The 22,145-nt window shown below is 37.0% G+C and carries 19 protein-coding genes; 11 read left to right on the forward strand and 8 right to left on the reverse strand.

Annotated elements, in window-relative coordinates:
* Window positions 1-144: 144 nt before the first annotated feature.
* The 6 genes from LDM90_RS01590 to LDM90_RS09525 all read left to right on the forward strand — a co-directional run bounded on the left by LDM90_RS01590 (window position 145) and on the right by LDM90_RS09525 (window position 7,431).
* Window positions 145-987: a hypothetical protein gene (locus tag LDM90_RS01590; protein WP_223896307.1), complete on the forward strand. Its 843-nt coding sequence runs from the start codon at window positions 145-147 to the stop codon at window positions 985-987.
* Between the two features lie 232 nt (window positions 988-1,219).
* Window positions 1,220-1,711 carry a sigma-70 RNA polymerase sigma factor region 4 domain-containing protein gene (locus LDM90_RS01595; RefSeq protein WP_223896308.1) on the forward strand — a complete coding sequence of 164 codons (492 nt, stop codon included), beginning with the start codon at window positions 1,220-1,222 and terminating at the stop codon, window positions 1,709-1,711.
* A 122-nt stretch (window positions 1,712-1,833) separates the two neighbouring features.
* Complete coding sequence (locus LDM90_RS01600; RefSeq protein WP_223896309.1) at window positions 1,834-3,051, forward strand: SLAP domain-containing protein; 1,218 nt, start codon at window positions 1,834-1,836, stop codon at window positions 3,049-3,051.
* Window positions 3,052-3,095: 44 nt separating this feature from the next.
* On the forward strand, window positions 3,096-4,220 hold the full coding sequence (locus tag LDM90_RS01605; protein WP_223896310.1) for an SLAP domain-containing protein: 1,125 nt from the start codon (window positions 3,096-3,098) through the stop codon (window positions 4,218-4,220).
* Window positions 4,221-4,382: 162 nt separating this feature from the next.
* Complete coding sequence (locus tag LDM90_RS01610; RefSeq protein WP_198212438.1) at window positions 4,383-6,212, forward strand: cation:proton antiporter family protein; 1,830 nt, start codon at window positions 4,383-4,385, stop codon at window positions 6,210-6,212.
* Window positions 6,213-6,612: 400 nt separating this feature from the next.
* A complete protein-coding gene (locus tag LDM90_RS09525) occupies window positions 6,613-7,431 on the forward strand; it encodes an SLAP domain-containing protein (protein ID WP_238480226.1) in 819 nt (272 codons plus the stop codon).
* 193 nt (window positions 7,432-7,624) lie between these two features.
* Here the strand turns inward: LDM90_RS09525 and LDM90_RS01625 are convergent, their stop codons facing one another.
* From LDM90_RS01625 to LDM90_RS01635, 3 genes are all read right to left on the reverse strand, one after another.
* A complete protein-coding gene (locus LDM90_RS01625) occupies window positions 7,625-8,596 on the reverse strand; it encodes a Gfo/Idh/MocA family protein (RefSeq protein ID WP_223896311.1) in 972 nt (323 codons plus the stop codon).
* Window positions 8,597-8,746: 150 nt separating this feature from the next.
* Window positions 8,747-9,517 (reverse strand): hypothetical protein, encoded by a 771-nt coding sequence (locus LDM90_RS01630; RefSeq protein ID WP_187154011.1) that lies wholly within the window; start codon window positions 9,515-9,517, stop codon window positions 8,747-8,749.
* A gap of 338 nt (window positions 9,518-9,855) precedes the next feature.
* Complete coding sequence (locus LDM90_RS01635; RefSeq protein ID WP_223897598.1) at window positions 9,856-10,653, reverse strand: DUF6612 family protein; 798 nt, start codon at window positions 10,651-10,653, stop codon at window positions 9,856-9,858.
* A 158-nt stretch (window positions 10,654-10,811) separates the two neighbouring features.
* Here LDM90_RS01635 and LDM90_RS01640 point away from each other — a divergent pair, with 158 nt between their 5' ends.
* Window positions 10,812-11,504 carry a 2,3-diphosphoglycerate-dependent phosphoglycerate mutase gene (locus LDM90_RS01640; protein ID WP_034978190.1) on the forward strand — a complete coding sequence of 231 codons (693 nt, stop codon included), beginning with the start codon at window positions 10,812-10,814 and terminating at the stop codon, window positions 11,502-11,504.
* Window positions 11,505-11,689: 185 nt separating this feature from the next.
* On the opposite strand, the gene lepA is transcribed toward LDM90_RS01640, so the two are convergent.
* The 5 genes from lepA to LDM90_RS01665 all read right to left on the reverse strand — a co-directional run bounded on the left by lepA (window position 11,690) and on the right by LDM90_RS01665 (window position 16,127).
* Entirely contained in the window at window positions 11,690-13,504 is a 1,815-nt protein-coding gene (gene lepA, locus LDM90_RS01645; protein ID WP_223897597.1) for a translation elongation factor 4, read from the reverse strand.
* Window position 13,505: 1 nt separating this feature from the next.
* On the reverse strand, window positions 13,506-14,168 hold the full coding sequence (locus LDM90_RS01650; protein WP_223897589.1) for a TetR/AcrR family transcriptional regulator: 663 nt from the start codon (window positions 14,166-14,168) through the stop codon (window positions 13,506-13,508).
* Between the two features lie 112 nt (window positions 14,169-14,280).
* The gene (locus LDM90_RS01655; protein WP_223897586.1) at window positions 14,281-15,249 is read right to left on the reverse strand and encodes an asparaginase; all 969 of its coding nucleotides are present in this window, start codon (window positions 15,247-15,249) and stop codon (window positions 14,281-14,283) included.
* A 143-nt stretch (window positions 15,250-15,392) separates the two neighbouring features.
* Entirely contained in the window at window positions 15,393-15,710 is a 318-nt protein-coding gene (locus LDM90_RS01660; RefSeq protein WP_034978182.1) for a carboxymuconolactone decarboxylase family protein, read from the reverse strand.
* 3 nt (window positions 15,711-15,713) lie between these two features.
* A complete protein-coding gene (locus tag LDM90_RS01665) occupies window positions 15,714-16,127 on the reverse strand; it encodes a cupin domain-containing protein (RefSeq protein ID WP_223897584.1) in 414 nt (137 codons plus the stop codon).
* 200 nt (window positions 16,128-16,327) lie between these two features.
* Here LDM90_RS01665 and LDM90_RS01670 point away from each other — a divergent pair, with 200 nt between their 5' ends.
* From LDM90_RS01670 to LDM90_RS01685, 4 genes are all read left to right on the forward strand, one after another.
* Window positions 16,328-18,130 (forward strand): FAD-binding protein, encoded by a 1,803-nt coding sequence (locus tag LDM90_RS01670; RefSeq protein ID WP_223897582.1) that lies wholly within the window; start codon window positions 16,328-16,330, stop codon window positions 18,128-18,130.
* Window positions 18,131-18,278: 148 nt separating this feature from the next.
* A complete protein-coding gene (locus LDM90_RS01675; protein WP_223897580.1) occupies window positions 18,279-19,190 on the forward strand; it encodes a LysR family transcriptional regulator in 912 nt (303 codons plus the stop codon).
* A 205-nt stretch (window positions 19,191-19,395) separates the two neighbouring features.
* Entirely contained in the window at window positions 19,396-20,880 is a 1,485-nt protein-coding gene (locus LDM90_RS01680; RefSeq protein WP_223897578.1) for an FAD-dependent oxidoreductase, read from the forward strand.
* 30 nt (window positions 20,881-20,910) lie between these two features.
* Window positions 20,911-22,131, forward strand: coding sequence for an MFS transporter (locus tag LDM90_RS01685; RefSeq protein ID WP_223897576.1), 1,221 nt, complete (start codon window positions 20,911-20,913; stop codon window positions 22,129-22,131).
* The last annotated feature ends 14 nt before the right edge of the window (window positions 22,132-22,145 follow it).

A 22,145-nucleotide genomic window follows, 5' to 3' on the forward strand; every position in this document is an offset into this window, starting at 1 on the left:
ATTAGTTTTATAGCTAATTAAGGAACAGGAGCGATTATATCGCTCTTGTTTTTTTGTGCTTTTTTACCTTTGATTGAGCTATGCTAGCGATAACATTTTCAGTATAATAGTATTCGTCTACTTTAATTAAAGGAGAGGAATGAATTGTCAAAAAAAGAAAGTGATATCTGGAACCTGCCTAGTGGACATAAATATCGTTTTTGGTCGCAAAAGCTTTTGCGTCAGAGAATTGGGATAGATCGAGAAATCGATAAATACTTGGTTGAAGATAAACTTTATTGTGTAAATCCTGCAACTTTTGCTTTATATCAGTTTCAGAAGCAACCCCTTTTAGGAAAGTACAAAAGCGTAATTTTTGACTGTGATCAGGGGATTATTTTAAGTTGTCGCAGCACTCAAGCCCACCTAACATCTTTTGCTCAGAATTGTCTGTTAGCAGGGCTGGAATTTCAAAGAGAATTTGCACGTAAGATTAATTTAGTCGGGCACAATGTGATTGCCACAGGACGCTTAGCTTATTTTTCCTTGCGTAGCTATAATACTGGTAATATTGACTGGATTGCTCTGCATAATATGGCAAGTTTTTCGTCATTGCGAAATAATGTAACTGCTTTTGAATCCGTGACAATTAATCGCTTTAGCTATATTTTCACGTATAATAACTGCAGTCGTCATATTCCCCGCAAAGTTAGCGATAGTTTATTTTTTAATCACGCACTTTACCTTCTGGGTACAGTACATTTAAAAAGTAATTTAGGCTGGCGGGTCAAAAGTTCTGTCGGAGATTCTCTTATTGACCAGTCTTCTTACTTTCATCCCCATCAATCTCTGGAAGAAATATCGTTAAAAAAAGTAATGACCGAATTATTAGATAAAAAGCATGCTCGGTATGGCAATTTATTAGCTGATTATTATGAATTACCGTTAATTTCTGATGCTCACAAATCTGCTTATTTAACCAGTAAACGACCAGATACTCTTTTTTAAGAAAATGCACGATCTTTCTGAAGTTCGTGTATTTTTTTGCTCTTTTTTCACCCGTAGATTTATTGTAATTATGATATATGGGATAAGCTTAAAGAAATTAAAAGCAAAAGTTAAATGTTTATTAATCTAAACGCTAAAAACTTAATATTATGTTTTTTAAATTTTAAGCAGTATTGCTAATCTATAAGAGCACAAGCGCTTGTGACATATTTGAAACAGAGGAATGTCACAAATGAAGATTAGTAGGAAAGCATTTATAAATGCATGGCAGAATCAGAAATTAGTCAGAGGCGCATTGAAGTACGCCCACGTCAGAATGGACTATACTAATTACGAAGACTTTTTGCAGGAAGGTATAATAATTTACGCAGAAATGTTAACGCGATTAGCAGGCAGAACAAGAACTGAAGTTGATCGGCTTAGTTTTCGTAAAATTATTTGGCATACTTTGGACTTATTGCGTAAGCAAAAGCGAATAACTGAGCAAGAAATTAGTTTTGACTCTGCTGAACAGGTAGGGTTGCTGGATAACTGGAATAATCATTTGGCACTTGAAAAAGAGTTAGCGCAAATGAAAAAGGTTGAACGTATTTTGTTCATAGATCATTTGCTGGGTGGACAGACAATCAGTGCTTTAGCTGAGAAGACTGGTATTAATCGAGTACAACTTCAAAGATTGAAACGAGATCTTTTGTATCATTTACAGGAAGTCTTAGACAAATAAATTACTATTTGTAATATTAAAACTGACAATATTACTTTTTGACTACAAATAAGCGGATTCTATTGTTAATACTTTAATTGCTCGATACAATAAAGATATCGGTTAAGGAGGAAATTTTATTTATGAAGAAAAAACTAATCACTGGTTTTTCAGCAGCGGTGCTTGGTGCAGCGCTCTTGATGCCGGTTACCAACAACTTAATTGCCACTTCTCCAGCAAAGGCTGAGACAGTATCTGCAACTAAAGCAGATGAAACAACATTTTTAAATACTGCTGTTAAGCAGGCACAAAAAGTTTCTAAAAAATATGGGTTATACCCTTCAGTTATGATTGCACAGGCAATTGTGGAATCTAACTGGGGCAAATCAGGTTTGGCCGTTAATGCCAATAATTTATTTGGAATGAAGGCTGATGATAGCTGGCAAGGAGCAACCTATTCTTCTAAAACACGTGAAGAAGACAAAAATGGCAAGAGCTACTACGTGACAGCGAAATTTAGGAAATACAATACTTACCAGGATTCATTTGATGATAATGGTAAAAAACTTCGTTTAGGTGTTACCTGGCAGCCAGAGCGCTACAAAGGAGCATGGCTCGAAAATGCTGCTTCTTATGCAGATGCCACCAAGGCTCTAACTGGTACATACGCTACCGCCAATAATTACAACACTATTTTAAACACTAGGATAACAACTTCGAACTTAACGCAATACGATCCTAAGATTTCGAACACCAGCAAATCTTATGTTGTTAAAAAAGCAGGTGCCACTTATGCTTGGCCAACTGACCACTCAGTATCTGCCAAAACCGATTCAGTTGCTAAAGGTGATGCAGTTACTGTAACTAAGACCATTACTTTTTATAACGGCAAAAAGCGCTTGTACATTGCCGGTAAGGGTTGGGTTAACGATACTATTTTAAATATGGGCAGTGCTCTTCCACCGGCTTCTCAGGCTCCAAAGGGTGAGAAAAAAGTTAACAAGACTTTGATGCATAACGCTTATGTTTACAATTCCAAAGGCAAACGAGTAAAAAAAGTTAAGGCAATTAAAGTAGGCAATACCGGTAAGGTGATTGCCACCTATGGCACTAAAACTATTAACGGCAAAAAGTATTATCGCATTGGTGAAAATCAGTACATTGCTAGTGGCAATATTGACGGCACTATGAGACTTCTCAAGAAAAATGCTTTTGTTTACAACGACTATGGCAATCGTGACAATAAAAAAGTGTTAAAGAAGGGTCAATCCATTGCAACCTACGGTGGAGCAATTTCAATATACGGACTTAAATATTATCGGGTAGGCATTCACCAGTATGTTAAGAAAGGCAATTTTTAGACAAAGGTAATTTCTCACAAACGAAATAAGGAATGAAAATTTAGATGAAGATAAAGAAACTAATAACTACTGTTGCTATCGGAGTAGGTTTAGTTGCACCTATTTTTAACGTCAGTCAATCTCAGGCGGTAGAGGCTGCCTCAATTAACTCGATTGCTAAACAAAACAGTTATGTTGACGTTACTTTTTTATATAAAATGCTCCAGACACAGAACATTAAGTATAACAAATTTTACGCCAATGGCAATAAGATCAAGTACAGAAAAGGAAAGCCGGAAGGTATTGTAATTCACGAAACTGCAACTCCCGGGGCATCCGCTTATAATGAAGCTATTTACTTTAACCGTGAATGGAAAAATATGTACTCTTATGTCCACGCTTTTGTTGATCACAAACAGATTATTCAGATGATGACTCCAGGATATGGCGTCTGGGGTGCTGGAGCAATAGCCAACAACCGTTTTATTCAAATTGAACTTTGTCAAGAAACTACCAGAAATAAATTTGCTAAAAGTGTGAATAACAATGCCATTTATGCGGCTAAGTTGCTGCACCGCTATAACATCGAACCCTCTAATGCATCAAATACTGGTAAAGGGACAATCTGGTCTCATCATGCAGTATCGCGCTTTTTAGGAGGTACTAATCATACCGATCCTGATGGCTATTTCAAAAAATGGGGTTATTCAATGAATGACTTTTACTCACTTCTGAAGTACTATTACGATTTGCAGGCAGGAGAAACAGTTACTTCTACCCTTCCTGACGATTCATCAAATGCAACCGATTCTGATCCTGTTTCTCAAGCGCCTACTGGCAAGAAAACTTTGATGCATGATGCTTATACATATGATGCTCAAGGTAAACATACTAATGCGGCATTAAAAACCGCTGGGACAGTTGTAACCGTGGCACAAGAAAAGGTGATAAATGGTAAAAAATATTTGCAAATTGGTAAAAATGAATACGTTGTAGCCAGCAATATCATTGGTTCCAAGCGTGTATTAACCCATAATGCCTATATTTACGATACTACCGGAATTCGTATTGGCACTACCAAGTTTTTGAAGGGCAAATCCATTCGGACATATGGTGGTCGCGTCAATATTAATGGTAATAAGTACTACCCAATTGATACTAATCGCTTTGTTAAAGCAGCCAATTTTTAATTAAAGAAACAGGTCATGATAATTGTCATGACCTGTTTTTATGTGCAGAAAAATTTTAATTTATTGATTTTTGAAAGCTATGAATACTTGCTACCCTTTTTATTTTCTCTGCTCGTCAATATTTTGTATAATCGACTAAGAATAAATGAGGAGGTAATCCTGTTGGCACAGTTGTCTTTATTCCTAGTTGTTTTATTTGCCTTAATTGTTCCTATTTTAATGGTACGATTAAAGGTAAATGCTGTTCCTACGGCCGTTGCAGAAATTATCATTGGTATTATTCTTGGTGCAAGTGGTTTTAATATTGTACAGCCCACGCATGACCTCGCGTTTTTATCAAATTTGGGCGTCATTTTGCTATTATTTTTGTCAGGGATGGAAATCAACTTTGATTTATTAAAACCAAAGCATAAGCAAGAAAAAAAGCCGAATCAGATATCTCCCTTTAAAATTGCTTTAGAAGCATTTTTAGGTATGGCTCTTTTATCTGTTTGTCTGGCATTAGTTTTAAAATGGTTGGGCTTATTTGGAGATACGATGCTTGCAACCATTATTTTCATGACTATTGCACTGGGAGTAGTAATTGCGACCTTAAAAGAAAAAGATATTTTAAATAGACCGATAGGTCAAACGATTTTATTAACTGCAGTTTTGGGAGAAGTAATTCCATTAATGCTGCTGACGGTTTATGCTGCGATTAATGGTGGCAATACCAGACAATTGTGGCTTATCATTTTGCTTTTTGGCGTAGCTATTTTACTGTTGTGGCACTTTAAGCAACCTTATCTGTGGTTTGTTAAAGTGACTAAGTCAACTACGCAGTTAGATGTTCGTTTAGCCTTTTTCCTAATTTTTGCTTTGGTAACAGTTGCTGAAAGAGTCGGAGTAGAAAATATTTTAGGGGCATTTTTGGCTGGCATTGTCATGAAATTGCTGGAGCCTAGTCAGGAAACTGCTGATAAGCTAACTTCAATTGGTTACGGATTCTTTATTCCTATTTTCTTTATTATGACAGGAGTTAAACTCAATTTAAGATCACTTTTGGCACATCCCAACTCTTTAATTCTGTTACCAATTTTAGTTCTGTTTTTATTTCTGGCAAAATTGCCTGTTGCGTTAGTTTATGCTAGGAAATTTGGCTTAAGAAATGGTTTTGCGGGTGGCTTTTTAACCGCTACTACGATCACCATTGTTTTACCAACTTTAGCGGTAGCCAGAAAACTAAATGTTATTACACGCTTGCAATCTGATGTTTTTATTCTAGCCGCTGTAATAGTTTGCATTTTTTGCCCGATACTTTTTAATGCAATATTTAAATTAAAAGCTGAGGATCGTATCAAGGAAAAAGTTATAATTATAGGAACTAATGCGTTAACAGTTCCGGTCATGCTTGATTTGCATGATAATTGGTATTCGGTTCAAATGTATACTACCAGTAGTGAACACTATAATATTTATAAGAGCCGTGTGCCAGATTTAAAATTATTATCAAAGCTGGATGCAGAAAATCTGAGTCAATCTGACGCTTTTGCCGGGAATATTTTTGTTGCGGCTATGAGATCTGACGAAACTAATTTGCGACTGGGGCAATTGGCAAAAGCTAAGGGAAATTTCAAACGGATTATTATTTGTCAAAAACGTGCTGATATTGCCAAGGTTGAGCAATTGCGCAGCAGTGGCATGGAAATTTTTGACTTAAGCAATGTTACTTCATCACTGTTGCGAGCACTGATAGAATCGCCTGCTGTTTATAATGTGCTGAGCGATACCAAAAATGCGGTCTATTCTGTTGTTGTCCGCAATAGGCAGTATTCCGGTCATCAATTGATGGATTGGGATATAGCAAGTGATATCACCGTCAGCCGTATTCGTCGTGGACAAGAATGGCTGGTTCCACATGGTCATACAGTTATTGAAATGGGAGACGAATTGATATTTACTTCTAAATATCAGGTTGCTGACCGTATTCGCAGGGTTGTAGGCAATAAGTAATTTTATTAATTAAAAAAGCAGTTTGCTGTTATGATAACTGAATTTGAGACACTTTATTAGAATTTAACTACGGACTAACTTATAGGATAGCACAAGAGTTAGTCCTTTTTGCGTGTCACTTTTTGATAAATTGTAAAAAAATAGGAGATAATTCTATATTATTAAAGAGCAAACCGTTTAATTGCAATATACAAAATGTTTGCTGTAAAAATAGCAAAAATTAGAATAGTTTTTGCGAGTGCGTATGACAAAAAATAATAATTTATTAAAACTATAGCCTTTTTTTTGGGTGTTTATAGTGTTAAAATGAATCCTATGTAACTCAGTAAGAGTTATAGCGTTCTTAAGTCTGTTTAGCTAGGGGCGTCGAATTTGTCAATGAAAAAAGGAAGGCTCAAAAATGAGTAAAAATAGTTTTTATAAGAAAATGATAGTTTCAGTAGCTGGTGCAACATTATTAGCTGTTGGTCTTAATCAGTTACCAGCCAACGCTTTAAGTAGCGCCTCAACTGAAGTTAGTGCAGCAAAGAAGGCCGCTAAGACTAAGAAAGTTGGCGCTAATTCTGCTGTTTACAAACTTAAGGGCAAAAAATTAGTTAAGACTAAGAAGACACTTAAGGTTGGTCAAAAAGTAACTGTTCTTGGCAAAAAGACTGTTAAGGGCAAGAAGTACTACAAAGTTGGAAAGAACCAATACATCAAGGCTGTTAATGTTACTGGTAAGGCTGCTAAAGTAGCTAAGAATACTGTTTTGGTTACTAGAAGTGGCAAAGCTTTGAAGAACGGTAAAGTTCGTAAGGGCCAAAAAGTAACTTTATTTGGTGCAGCTGTTACCATTAAGGGCAAAAAGTACTACTCAACTTCAGCAGGATACATTAAAGCAAGTGCTTTAGCTAAGAAGAAGACTGCTACAACACCAACTTCAACTCCATCAACTAGTTCTAATGGCTCGACAAGTTCAACAGGTTCCAACGGATCTAACGGCTCGACAAGTTCAACAGGTTCCAACGGATCTAACGGCTCGACAAGTTCAACAGGTTCCAACGGATCTAATGGCTCGACAAGTTCAACAGGTTCCAACGGATCTAATGGCTCGACAAGTTCAACAGGTTCCAACGGATCTAACGGCTCGACAAGTTCAACAGGTTCCAACGGTTCAACCGGCTCAACAGGTTCAACAGGTTCCAACGGTTCAACTAGCTCAACCCCTTCAAAGTAAAGAATAATCATTAATTTGCTTTTTATATTAAATTATTGAGTAAATTTAATATCATAGATAAAGAGGTCTTTGATGTTTTTTGAAAAACTTGTTTTTACAGGTTTTTTAAAAAAATTCTCTGACCTCTTTTTTGATACAAAAAAAACGCAACTTTCTCAACTGGAGAATTGATTGCGTTTTTTAGTCAATAATATTAATTATTAGAAACAGACTGCTTTGCTTTGGCTAATACATCCATGACAGCTATGCTATGCTCGTATAAATCATTAGCTTTCTGTGTATCGTGGGTATCAATAATTTTCACAAAATCCGTAAACTCACTTGCCATTCGGTGATCAAACTCGTTAAAGTTGAACTCACTGTCATCACCGTTTCTGTGTTCAACCGTGAAATTTTTAATAACACCAGTTGAACCATCAAAGTAGATGGTTCCTTTTTCACCCTCAATAAATGATCTTGGAGTAGTATAGCTATCTTTTGCGGCAATTAAAACTGCTTGTTTATCAGGATAAACTAAATTAAGTATGCCCGAAGTATCAACTTGTTTTTGCATTACTGGATAATATTGCACTTTTTCCGGCTTACCGAACAAACCAACAGCTAAGTGAATATTGTAAATGTTCAAATCTGTTAGGGTTCCACCATCTTTAGCAGGATCGAATACAGGTGCAATTTTGCCTTGCAAAAAATCATCATAGCGACTGGAATATTGCGTATAGTTTAAAGAAATAATGTGAATAGGTGCAATTTCAGCTAATTGTTGTTTAATTGCTTTGAAATTTGGCAAGTGAATATTTGTGATAGCTTCAACTATGATTAAATCCTTTTTGTCAGCGATTTCTTTAAGTTCTTCAGCTTGAGCAACAGTTTCTACATATGGTTTTTCACAAATAACATTTTTGCCTGCAAGAAGAGCTTCTTTTACGATTTCATAATGTAAAGAATTAGGTACGGCTACATAAACTGTGTCGACATTTTCATCATGACACAACTGCCCGTTATCAGCAAATACCTCTTTAATGTTGTATTGCTTAGCTAAGTTTTTGGCAATAGGCTGACTACGTTTAGTAGTGGATATTGCTGCAAGCTCAAGGCCTTTAATTTTAGCAGCAGTCGTTAAAAAATCGTGAACAATTTTACCGCTGCCAATAATTCCTAATTTCATTTTTGGACCTCCGATTACTAATGAAAATATTTAAACGACTCTATAGTCATTTTATCTCATTAAGTAACCTAAAAGCACCATAATTATGATAGTTAAATATTTACTAAAAACAGTTGTTTTCATATAAAGACCTTTACTTTATTGCTCAAATTAGTTTGCAGATGCTGGAGTGGCGATTTTGACTTCATCTGGTAACTTCAAAGAGTCGGAATTACCGAAGCCAAAGATTCTAAAGTTGAATGAAGCTGGCATTTTTTTGTCGTAGTTCATTTTAAAAGAAGTAGCAGAGCTTGTTATTTTTTTATCTTTGATTTTAAAAGTAACATTACACTTGCTGAGTTTAACGTGCTTTTTGAACGACTTGAGATCTACCTTATAGTCTTTAAAAATTTTGTTCAGAAATTTACTTGCCTTAGTAATATTGACATTACTTTTGAGGGTATAAACTCCATCTTTATGACTAAGTTTGGCATTTTTGCTCAAATCAGTAGTGATGCTTTTAGCAAATTTCTTCAGATCGCTACTATATTTTTTTATATCAGTTTTGGCAGTATCAGCGTCTGCAATAGGTGTATATTGCCATTTGCCATCTGCTTTGGTGTAGACACGTTTTGCGTCCATATCAATCCATTGCTCTACTGTTTCAGCGTGTTTGCCAGATTTTACTTTAGTAATGGCTTGAACTAGTTCAGGCTTGGTGGTAAAAGCACCATGAGAGTCGAAATTTATTTTTTGCTTACCACTTTTAATCTTTGTGCTGGTAGTATATTGGCCACTAGTTTGGTTGCTCTCTTTCTTTTTAACAATTGCAATAGCCTGCTTTTTTGATAATGCTGCATCGACTGTTTTTGCATGAGTTAGACCACCACCAACTAAAGTGGCAGACAATAACATAGCCGTCAAAAATTTCTTCAATTTCATTGTGGACATCTCCTTTTTAATATTTTTATTTTACCTTAAGGAAATTATATAGCATTTTTAGTTAAGTTGATATAAAAACTTGTCCGATTTTTTTTAGTGTTACAACTGCATCATTGAAGTAATAGAGTTTAAAAATGATAAAAAATTGTTTTGTACATTAATCAGAGTATGATTTTTTAATTTTTTACATAAATTAGGCTTAAAAAAACAGGTTTTTGGTGAATTAATTAATCCTAAATTTGCAAGTCTTGGTTTTTTCTCTGGTCAAAGAATTATCTTAGGGGTCTTAAATAAATAAAAACCCCGAAAGTTTTAGTTTCGAGGTTGTGATTTAAAAATTATTTTTTCTTTTTGTTTGTTTTAGGCAGTGGTTTAGCATTAAGGGCATTGGTAGGTATCTTTAAGAAGTCTTTGCTGCCCATGTTGCCATAACTTTGTCCAGCGCTGAATTGCATTAATTTATTTACTCTAATTTTAACTAGATATTGAAAGCTATACATCTTTTTATTTTTAATCACAAGTTTTGCAGTCATACCTTTAATTTTGCCCATTTTGACTAATTTATGATAGATGGTTTTTTGCTTAGGGCTTTGAGTATTGGTGGTAAATATCGGATCTAATGCATCTTTCATCGTTTTCTGGTCTGTGATGTTCGCTTTTAAAGTATAAGTGTGACCTTTTCTAGTCATTTTATAAGCGTTAGTAAGAGCCTTAGGTGGATCCATTAACATTGAATTATTAACTATAGAATCGAGTAAATCAGCGTAAGAGTGCCCGGTTAATTTGTTAAAATCCGCTTTATACCAGTCACTTGAGCCGTTAATATAAACGTGATTGGAATTATCAACCCACTCTTGCGAAGATTGTGTTTTACCTTTGGCTTGAGTTTGGTAGTTAAGTTGAAATACAGTAGGGTTGCCACCAAAAACAGCAGTTGTAGTAACAATTTGCTTGGAAGTATCGGTTCCTAAGGTTACGACCTGCTTGGCTTGTCCACTCTTAAATGATTTCTGTGAACATTTGATTACTTGGCTTTTAGTTAGAATGGGTTCGCTTTGCTTTTTCTGCTTGGAGCATCCGCCTGCAGCAAGCGCTGCAACTAAGCTCAAGCCCATTAATAATTTTTTGAATTTCATAGTGAGTTAGGTATTCTCTTTTCTTATAATCATCATTATATCTATTGTATCGTAAAACTTGGATTTTAAAAATGATTTTTAGTCCTAAACCCTATGAAAACAAAATGTAAATGTGTAAAATAGTAAGTGAAACATTTAATTTGCAAAGGAGATATTTCATGTCAAAATTAGTTTTGATCCGTCACGGACAAAGTGAATGGAACCTTGAAAATAAATTTACTGGTTGGATTGATGTAGATTTATCAGAAAAAGGCGTTGAAGAAGCAAAGAACGCAGGTAAGTTAATTAAGGAACATGGTCTGCAGTTCGATCAAGCTTATACATCTGTTTTAACTCGTGCCATTAAGACTCTACACTATGCTTTGGAAGAAAGCGGTCAACTTTGGGTTCCGGAAACTAAGAGCTGGAGATTAAACGAACGTCATTACGGTGGCTTGCAAGGCTTAAACAAGAAAGCTACTGCTGACAAATACGGTGATGAGCAAGTTCACATTTGGCGTCGTTCATATGATGTTTTGCCACCAAAGATTGAGGATGACTCTAAATACAGCCAAGTTCATGATCGTCGTTATGCCGATCTTGATCCACACATCATTCCTCGGACTGAAAACCTAAAGGTTTGTTTGGAAAGAGTTATGCCTTTCTGGGAAGACCACATTGCTCCAGACTTGTTAGCTGGCAAGAACGTTATTATTGCAGCTCACGGTAATTCACTTCGTGCCTTGACTAAGTACATCGAAAACATTTCTGATGCTGATATTATGAACTTGGAAATGAAGACCGGTGAACCAGTAGTTTACACCTTTGATGACAAGTTGAATGTCACTAACAAAGAAAAATTAGACGACTAATTTTAAGTTAAAAAATAAAATTCCTAACTTTCACAGTTAGGAATTTTTTTAGTACTTGCAACTAAGTTGTTACTTGTTACAAAAATGTTAAGTGCTGTCACTGTAACTCAGTATATTTTGATGAAACTTTAATCTATAGAAAACCAGAAAGATATATCTTCTCGCCTTTTATTTGCCTCAAGTTCTTAATCCGGTTCATTAATGTTTAAAATTGCATCGAAGACGCTTTGGGGCAACTTAATGTCGCTTTTAACAGCTTGTCTTTTATTTAAACTTTGTCTGCGTAAAAGTTGTTGCTTTTTCGAGATGCTTCTTTTTTCACCGTTCACAGCTGCATTTTTGCGTAAAGGCGGCACGTCCACTCTCGCAATTGCTTTGTTTTCCACCATTGCTTGCACCGGCATCGGGTATAGACGACGCGGAACCGTATATTTCAATTTTTTAACTAACTTATGGGCGATCAAATCGGCTTTTTGACGTGGCACAATAATGTCGAGAGCATCAACAGCAGCATAGTTGATCTGAATTTGAATTTTAACTACATCAACCAGTTCGTAATCCAGAAATTCGGTGTCAAGCGTCGCAAACCCATGAGTAATTGATTTTAAGCTGTTGAAAAAGTCATAGGCAATTTCGGAAACCGGCAGTTTATATATTAATGTGACTAAATCTTGTTGATTATCCAAGTCAACCATTTCCCCAAAATGCTGGTCACATAATTTCATGACTGCACCTAAATATTCATTGGGCGTGGTAATGACTGCTTTGACATAAGATTCAGTGACGTAATCAATTTCAGAAAAGTCAGGAAATTTCGCTGGATTGGTGATAGTGAGGTATTCCTGCTTAGGCTGAGGCTGCTTGAGATAAACGTGATAGGTTGCATTCGGTGCAGTGGTTAATACTTCCACATGATATTCATCCCGCAGTCGTTCTTGGATTATCTGCAAGTGAAAAATGCCTAAGAAACCGCAGCGAAAGCCGGCATCAAGAGCTTCAGACTGTTCGGGAGCGTAATGAAAAGCGGAATCATTGAGAGCTAGCTTACTAATAGCTTGTTTTAAGGCTTCATAACTGGTATCTCCCTTAGGATAAAAACCGGCATAAACCATTGATTGCGCTGGCTTAAAGTGGGGAATGGCATTTTTAGTAGGATTTTCTGCAGTGGTTAAGGTATCGCAAACCTGGACACTGGCAACATCTTTAATTCCAGTCACAATATAGCCGACTTCTCCCGCATTTAATTCTTTTACTGGCTGCATGTTTGGGGTGAAAATCCCTATTGCTTGCGCATTAAACTTGCTGCCGCCCTGCATTAGCTGCAATTTTTGCTGGTTCTTTAACTGACCATCAATTAGTCTGACATCCGCGATAATTCCCTGATATGAATCATACTGTGAGTCAAAAATCAGTGCCTTAAGTGCTGCATCGGGTTTTCCCTGAGGGGCTGGAATTTTTTGATAAATTGCTTCTAATACTTGATGAACATTTTCTCCTGTTTTAGCAGAAATTTTTAAAATATCCGCGTCTGCAAATTCTGGCCTTAAGGCACGTATTTGTGCCTCCGTTGCCTCTACGTCTGCCGCTGCATTGTCAATTTTGTTAATCACCGGAATGATAGTCAGATTATGTTTTAAAGCTAAACGCAAATTGGCTACGGTTTGTGCTTGTACACCCTGAGTTGCGTCTACCAGTAAAATAGCGCCATCACTGGCAGCCAGACTTTTAGAAACTTCGTAAGAAAAATCAACGTGCCCTGGGGTATCGATTAAATTGTATTCGTATTCCTGACCGTTATCTGCTTGATAAAAGTTACGCACTGATCTTGATTTGACTGTTACACCATGAGCCTGTTCAACTTCCATGCTGTCCAAAAGTTGGTCACTTAACTGCCTTTTGCTGACAGTATCAGTTTGTTCCATAATTCTGTCAGCTAATGTTGATTTACCATGATCAATATGAGCAATTATGGCAAAATTTCTAATATTAGCAAGTTTCATTTTATTTTGCTCCTTCCAATTTTTGCTCTAAGCCTTGTAAATAAAAGAGCATTAATTGATTTGCTTCTTGTTCGAGGTCGATTTGAAAAACTTTAAAATCAACGGGTAATTGATCATGGTGAAACTCATCCAGGTTCATCATATTCATTAGTCCGCTAATAATTGCACTTTGAATGATGAAAAGGTGACTGGCTTGCTTAACGCTAAGCAGTGAAATTTTCTCGGCTATTGCTTGTCCCAGTTTCCTGTTTATTTCATAGAGTTTTTCGCGACCAGCCAATGTCTGTTCTCTGTCAGCGGCAGTTTCTAAAATTGGACCACGTAACGCGTTAAGACGTAATAAATCTGTCCTCTGACTGATTAACAAATGGTTTTGCTCTAGTATAAAAGAGGAAAAATCAGCCCACGAAGTGATATTTTTAGTTTTTTGAAAACGCTGAAGAACTTCCGTGAGGTAATCTTGGTAACCAGAAAGCAATAAGTACATAAAGATATTTTCTTTAGTTTTAAAATAATTAAATAGTGTGCCTTTGGCAACGCCAGATTCATGGGCAATTTGCGCCATAGATATTTGGTTAAAATCATTTTTTTGAAATAACTTGCTGGCGGCAGCTGCAATTAGCTGTTTTTTTGCTTCTTTTTCTTTGGCAGTCAAGACATACATAATGGCAGATATACTCCTTTCATTCAATAATGACCAACGGTCATTTTACAAATAATTACCAATTTTTGCAAGAAAAAACCATCTTTATATGAAGATGGTTTTCATTGCTGATTTAATTATTAATGTATTTCTTTAATTGCTCATTTTTCAGACCAGCACTTAAACCAACTAAGAGCTTAATTCTGGCTTTTTGTCCATTGAGGCCGCGGCAGAAGATAATGCCCATTTTGGCTAATCCGACACCGCCACCTTGATAATCATAAACTGGTTCAGCAATACCGTTAAAACATCGGGAAACCAATACCAGGGGAATTCCAGAATCAAGCAGTTTTTGCAATTCAGGTAATGTTTGGGGTGGCATGTTACCGGCACCTAAAGCTTCAATTACTAACCCGTTTGTTGCTGGCTTATTTAAAGCTTGAAAGATCTCTGGTCCCATTCCTGCATAGGCCTTTACTAAATAAACATTTGAAATAATGTGGTCAATTGGTAAGTGTTGCTGGGGATTGATAGTTTGCACGTAATTAACGTGACCTTCGGATACAACTCCTATAGGACCAAATGTGGCTGTGCGAAAAGTAGCAACATTTGTAGTATGGGTCTTCGTAACATAACGAGCGGGATGAATTTCATCATTCATCACAACTACAACACCTTTGCCAATAGAAGCATCAGAACTGGCTACCATGATTGCGGTTCTGAAATTGTACAGTCCGTCGCTGCCAATTTCATTAGAAGAGCGCATAGCTCCGGTTACTACCACAGGCATTTTACTGGAAATGGTTAAATCTAAAAATAAAGCTGTTTCTTCCAGGGTGTCTGTGCCGTGAGTCACGACTGCCCCGAAAAAGCCTTCGGCTTCTGCTTGGCGGATCCGCAAAGAAAGTTGCAACATGCGCTCTGGTGTCATATGAGGAGAAGGCAAGTTGAAAATTTCTTCAGTAACTATCTGGACATCGTCATTAACGTTTAAAGACAGGTCAGCCAAGGGATTTTGACTGTTAGGCTTAATTTTTCCATTTTCATCTTCTGACATTGAAATGGTGCCACCAGTATGTAAGATTAGAATTTTTTTACTCATAATAGGTTTTTGCTCCTGTGATTTCTTTAATTAATACTTCTACAGGTTAGCATAAAATTAGGGATGCAGAAACCGTTAAAGACCATAGATTTTAGACATAAAAAGCAGCCGGACAAAAGGCCAGCTGCTTTAAATTAAAGGTTTTAATCAGTGAAAATTTCTTTTGCCAAATCAAAAGCAGACCAAGCCTTCGGCCAGCCGCAATAAAATGCCAAATGAGTAATCAGTTCGACCATTTCGTCTTTCGTAATGCCGTTCTTTTTTCCAATAATCATATGTGATTTAAGTTGAGGAAAAGCTCCTTGTGCCATTAATGCGGCACAAGTAATTAAACTACGGTCACGTGCAGACAACTTGTCCTCTCTTGACCAGACTTCACCAAATAAAACATCATCATTCAATTCTGCAAACTTAGGTGCAAAATCACCTAAATTATCTCTACCGGCTGTTTGCTTTTTCATTTTTTAATCCTCCAATTTTTCATATTCTTCATCTGTGACTGGCTCCAGCCATTTTGGTGTTCCCGCAGTGATAGCAATATGCGCAAACCAACTATTTTTGGTAGCACCATGCCAGTGCTTAACACCATCGTGAACAACTACTACATCTCCCGGATGTAATTTACGTGCAATCTTTCCTTCTTCTTGATACCAGCCTTCGCCAGCTGTAGCTAATAAAATTTGAAAGCCGCCCATATGTTGGTGCCAGTTGTTACGACAACCCGGTTCAAAACTAACGTTTGAGACGCTTACGTTAATCTTAGGATCATTGACCAAGCTTTGCAGGTAACTCTGGCCAATAAAATATTTTTGATAAGCAGTATTCTTTTCACCCAAAGCAAAAATACCATTTTGCACATCATCTTTGTGATCGTCCATATTGATTCTCCTTTACCTGATTTATACGATTACTTTAGTACTTAATGTGTACTTTAAGTCAAGTTATTTTAACAGTAATTATGAGTTAAATTACAGTTATTAATAATTAGTTATTGTTTTGTGAATTTGTTATTTTTAAAAAATAACGTGATAAAATTAACTTGTTAAATGAAAACGATTTAATTAATGAGGAGATTACTATGATTTATCATAAAAACTTTGAATGGGATGCAAATTATGATGTTGTTGTCTTAGGCTTTGGTGGTGCTGGTGCTACTGCAGCACGGTTTGCAGCTGACCATGATGCTAAAGTACTGCTGGTTGATTCGGCTCCAGAGGGTCATGAAGGCGGTAATACTCGTTATTCAGCTCAATTAATTGGTTCTGGCGATGACTTTAATGAAATGAAAAAGTATTATCAAAAACTAACGGCGCCAATGGAACTTGACGAAGACATGATCGATACCTACGTTGAGGGGATGGTTAATACACCGCAATATGTTTCCCAGTATTTAGGAGTCAAACCTAACAGTGCTAAAGAATATGCGCCAGATAAAAGTTATGCTTTCAGAGAATTTCCTGAGTTTGAGGGTTCAGAGTCTTATGACTTTACCACTGTCACTAAACATTGGTTTGACGCTTCTTTATGGCAAATTTTGAAGGAGCAGGTAGTTAAGCGGCAAGACCAAATAGATGTTTTATATGACACACCTGCTGTAGAACTAATTCAGGATCCAGAAAGTAAAAAGATCTACGGTGTGGTCATTAAACGCGACGGCAAACTATTAAAAGTGCAAGCCAAGAATGGTGTCGTCATGACGACTGGTGGGTTTGAAAACAATCAAAGAATGATTGAAGACTTTATCGGGGCAAAAAGACTGGCACCGTTAGGTACCCTTTACAACAAAGGTGATGGTCTGAGAATGGCTCAGGAAGTTGGCGCTGACTTTTGGCATTTGCACAACTTTGAGTCTTTGGGTTTGCTTCATGGCATGGCTTTTGCAGTTCCAGCGGGCCAGCGTGGTCGTTTAATGTTGGGAGCTCAAAATGAAGCTGTTTCTACCGGTAGTGTTTTTGTTATAGGTGATGATGGTACCAGATACTTTAATGAAGCAGAAGAAAATCGTCACGGTCACATCAAGAATCACGGCCAATGGAAAATACCACTAAACCAAGAACACCCATACTTGATTTTTGATGAAACCAAAAAGCATGAATTAGATAATGATAAAATTATTGGCGATTACAAGCCGTACACAGAAAATGTTATCAAGGCTGACTCTGTTTCAGAATTAGCCGATAAAATTGGGGTTGAACCGGCAGTTTTGTCTGATACTCTCAATCGTTTTAATAAAGCATGTCAGGAACAAGACGATCCCGAATTTAGAAGAGATCCAGCTACTTTGCGTGAGTTTGACGGTAATACAATTTATGCCGTCAAATTGGAGCAGACAATGCTTAACACTCAAGGTGGTCCAAGAAGAAATAAAAATGCGGAAATTTTGGATACCAGAGGCAAAGCTATCCCTAATCTTTATTCAGCTGGTGAACTTGGCGGTATCTGTGCTAACCAATACCAAGGCGGCAATAACTTGGCAGAATGTTTGATTTGGGGCAAGATTGCTGGAGAAAATGCGGCTAAACCAAAGGTTGATGAAGCAACCGATGCAGCAAGCGGTGCTACTATGCATGAAAAGCATTTAACTTCAGATCTTAAACATGAAACCTATGAAACGGAAGAGAACCAATACATTGGTAAATCTACTAAAGGCATGGGTGATGAAATAGTTGTACGGGTAACTGTTGATGAGCAAAAGAACCTAAAGAATATTGAAGTTTTGAAACAAGCTGAGTCGGATGACTATGGTTTGAAAGCCATTAAGACTCTGCCTTCTAAGATGGTTCAGGAAAATACTGTTGATGTTGATGCAGTCAGTGGTGCTTCGAGTTCATCACGTGGTCTCAAAGACGCAGTTAGGGATGCGCTAAGTAAGATAAAATAGTAGGTATTGTTAAAAAGGGTCATTAATATTAAATGGCCCTTTTGTATAGTTCAAAACAGTAACTAATAGGACAGTCTTTTTTAAGTATGTTAATTTTTAGTATAATATACACAGGAAGAAAATTTTGCTAATTTGATGAGGTAATAAAATGAATTTCACTCAATTACGCTGTTTTATTAAGGCCATAGATAATTCCAGTTTTACTATCGCCGCAGAGCGCTTAAATTTTTCCCAGTCGGCAGTTTCTAAAAATATTAAGGATCTCGAGGACACTCTGGGAGTAACTTTAATCAATCGTGCTCATCACCGTATTTCCTTAACAAGCGCTGGCAAGTATTTCTATCGTGTTGCTCGCAATGTGGTAGATGATATGGATTACACGGTAGCATACTTGCAAAGCAAAAAGAATGACCCTGAAACACTTTTAAGAATAGGAGTCTGCGATACACCATTTGAACAAAAAATTCTGCCAATTTTTTTACGAAGACTGCGTGAATCTGGAAGTAACTTGAATATCCAGTTTGTCTTTGTACTCAATAATTCTATTGGTGAACTTCTCAACCATCACGTTGATTTATGTGCAATTGCACGAGAAGATGTTGATGTTGTTGAAGATATTCACTTTGAACCAATGGTTCAGGGTAAAGTGGTTGCTGCTTGTCCGAAAGGTTCTCCTTTAGCAGAAAAATCTAAAATTTCTATTTCAGATTTAATTGATCGTGACGTATTTTTGCTTGATCCTAACAGTACTTTAAACGTGCAGTTGAATTTTCAAACCGCTTTAATCAATAAATTAGGTATGGAACATATCAAATTTGTGCAAGATTTCTTGGCCATGGATATTTATGTTAGAGGTGGCTGGGGTTATGGCATTTTGCCTAACTTTATTGCGGATTATCAATCAGAGGGAATCAAGTATATTCCCATTGATTATCATGATATTTCACCATATGGAATTGCATACATGGAAAGCTTTACTAACGACTCTGTACTTGAAAAAGTGGCCAGTACATTGAAAAAAGCAATAAACGAATATTTATCTGAGGATAAAAATAAGTAATGCACAAATAAAATTTGTTTTTGGAATGCTTGTAATCAGCATGTAAACGTTGATATTACAAGCATTTTTTATTTTGGCTTTTTAAACTGTTATGTTCTGTATTCCATTTAGTAATTCTTAATTCTAAAAATGGTGCATTAATTCACTTGATTCATAGTATTATGAAAACGGTTAAAGGATTTGTTTAAAGAAGTGAGGTATAAAAATGGAAAATACTTATGATGTCATTATTGCAGGTGCAAGCAATTCTGGCGCTATGGCAGCTTGTGCTGCTGCTGAAAAGGGAGCAAAAGTTCTCCTGATTGATAAGCAAGGAAGTTCAAGATTTTTATTCCGTTCATTCTTTGCTGCGCTGGACAGTAACGCCCAAAGAAGAGCAGGAATTAAAGTTGATAAAGCTAAACTAATGAACTTTTTAACCTTGTTCTTCCAAGATAATGTTGATGAACGTTTATTGTGGACTTGGGCAAATCATGCAGATGAAACTGCCAATTGGCTTGAAGATAATATTTTGAAACCAAATGGTGGCGTTTTGAGACCACAAAAGGATGCCCACTATGAAACTGTTGTTAATACAGCTTTCAATACTGAGTTAGCAATTGCAACACCTGATAATGGCTGGGCTCATTATGGCGATTGGGTAATTGATAAAGTTAAAGAATTAGGAGTAACCCTTAAATACAACACTAGATTAGAAGAATTAGTGACAGATGATAGTGGTGCAGTTACTGGTGTAATTACTAGTGATCGCGGAAGTGGCGAAAAGATTGAATATAAAGCTAATAAGGGTGTCATCATTTGTACTGGTGGTTACGGTGCCAATGTTGAATTAATGAAGAAATGGGATCCACTTGGCTACAAGAAGAATGTTTATTCCGATGGACCTCGTGATGATGGTTCAGGTATTCTTGCTGGTCTTAAAGTCGGAGCCGCTCGCGATGAAGAACCAGCTGAAATCATTTTTGACCGTGGTGCAGTTCCTGTTGGCACTAAGGCTGAAGACCATTATGTCATTGACTTTAAAGATCCAGGCTACTTCTGGATGGGTGCTTATCCACTACTAAAAGTTAACTTAAAAGGTGAGCGTTTCGGCAACGAAAGTGTTCCTTACCAATTTGATATTAATGCGATGGCTAAGCAACCAGGCTACCTGGAAGCACAGATTTGGTCAGAAGATACTATGGATCACTTGGCACAATTTGATACTCAAGGTTGCTCTCGTTTAGGCTGGCCTGGTATTTACAATACTGAGGAAAACAAAGAAGAAATTCAACGCAGAATTGACGACGGCCTAGTTAAGAAAGCAGATACGATTGAAGAATTAGCTGAAAAATTGAACCTGCCAAAGGATACATTAGTTGCAACTGTAAAACGTTATAACGAGATGTGCGCACAAGGCAAGGATACAGACTTTGGTAAAGAAAAGTTCAGATTATTCCCAGTAGATAAAGCACCATATTATGGCGTCATCATGGGCGGACGCTTACTTGCTACTCTGGATGGATTACGGATCAATACTAAGATGGAAGTCATTGACAAGAATGGTGATCCAATTCCTCACCTTTATGCAGCCGGTAATGCCAGTGGTGGTTTCTTCTGGGGCAGTTATCCAGATAGAATTCCTGGCCTTACTTGCAGTCACGCCCAGACCTTTGGTCGTTTAGCCGGACAATATGCTGCTGAAAATTAGTTTTTATCATAAAAGGAGTTTTTATATATCATGGATGAAAAACAGTTACCTAAGCTTTCAAATTATAGGTGGGTAATCTTAGCAATAGCTGCTTTGCTTGACGCAATTAGTAGTTACATTCAATTTCAGATTTCTGCTTTAGCTGTCCAAATTATGCCAGAACTGCATATTTCACCAGCACAATTTCAAGGTTTATTAATGGCACCAATGCTCGTTGCAGTTTTCTTAAGTATTCCTGCCGGCTCTCTTGCTGATAAGTTTGGAGCTAAGAAAATCGTTTCTTTCGGTTTGGTTATCTCAGTACTAGGTGCATACGGTCGCCTTTTTGCTAAAAACTTCGTCACAATGTTTTTAACCCTATTACTTTTCGGAGTTTATATGGCTTTGTTAAATGCTAATACTCTGAAAATCTTTGGTACCTGGTTTAAACAAGATACTAATACAGCTATGGGTGTCTTCTTTGCTTCTGCTAGCGTTGGAATTATGCTTTCCCAAGCTACCAGTTCTTTGTTCCCGACTGTTGAAAAGGCATATATCTTTTCATCAACTGTACTATTGGTTTTAGCTATTTGCTGGATGATCTTTGTTAAAGACACTCCTAAGGGTGAAGAGGTTCCACAACCCCAAACAGGACAAGGCAAATCTGAGTCAACATTTGAATACTTTAAGGCTGCTGCTAAAAGTAAGAAAACTTGGTACGTAGCTTTAGCCGTTGGTTTTGGTATGGGTGCTAGTGAAGCCTTTTCCGGCATTTTGCCGCAAGCATTTGCTGCCAGGGGAATGACTCCTGCTGCTGCTGGTGTGGTTGCTTCTGTTGCTACTATTGGTAGTTTAGCGGGTTCACTCTTTGGCCCAGCAATTATTAATAAGGCCAAAAAGGCAAAACCAATGATGATTGTTATTACTGCTCTTGGTGGTTTGTTAATGGCCATCACTTGGTATATTCCATTAGGAATGCCATTAAGCATTGCACTAATCCTTGGCGGCGTATTTGGCGCTATGACTGGTCCTATTATGCAGGCTATGCCAATTACATTCCCAGAGATCGGTCCTAAGAACGCTGGTAGTGCTGGTGGACTTGTTGGTACAGTATCACTGCTATTATCATTCTTCCTTCCAGTTATCATTTCCTCAATTGCCGGTAAGAACTATGCATTAACCTTTGTTATTCAAGGTCTTGTATTTGTAGTGCAAATTATCGTACTGGCAGTTTTACCAGACGCAAACGCTGCTCGTCGTCATGCTGAATAAGATTTTTTAAAGTG

The organism is Lactobacillus huangpiensis (assembly GCF_019972815.1).
In the GTDB taxonomy this organism is placed as follows: Bacteria; Bacillota; Bacilli; order Lactobacillales; family Lactobacillaceae; genus Lactobacillus; species Lactobacillus huangpiensis.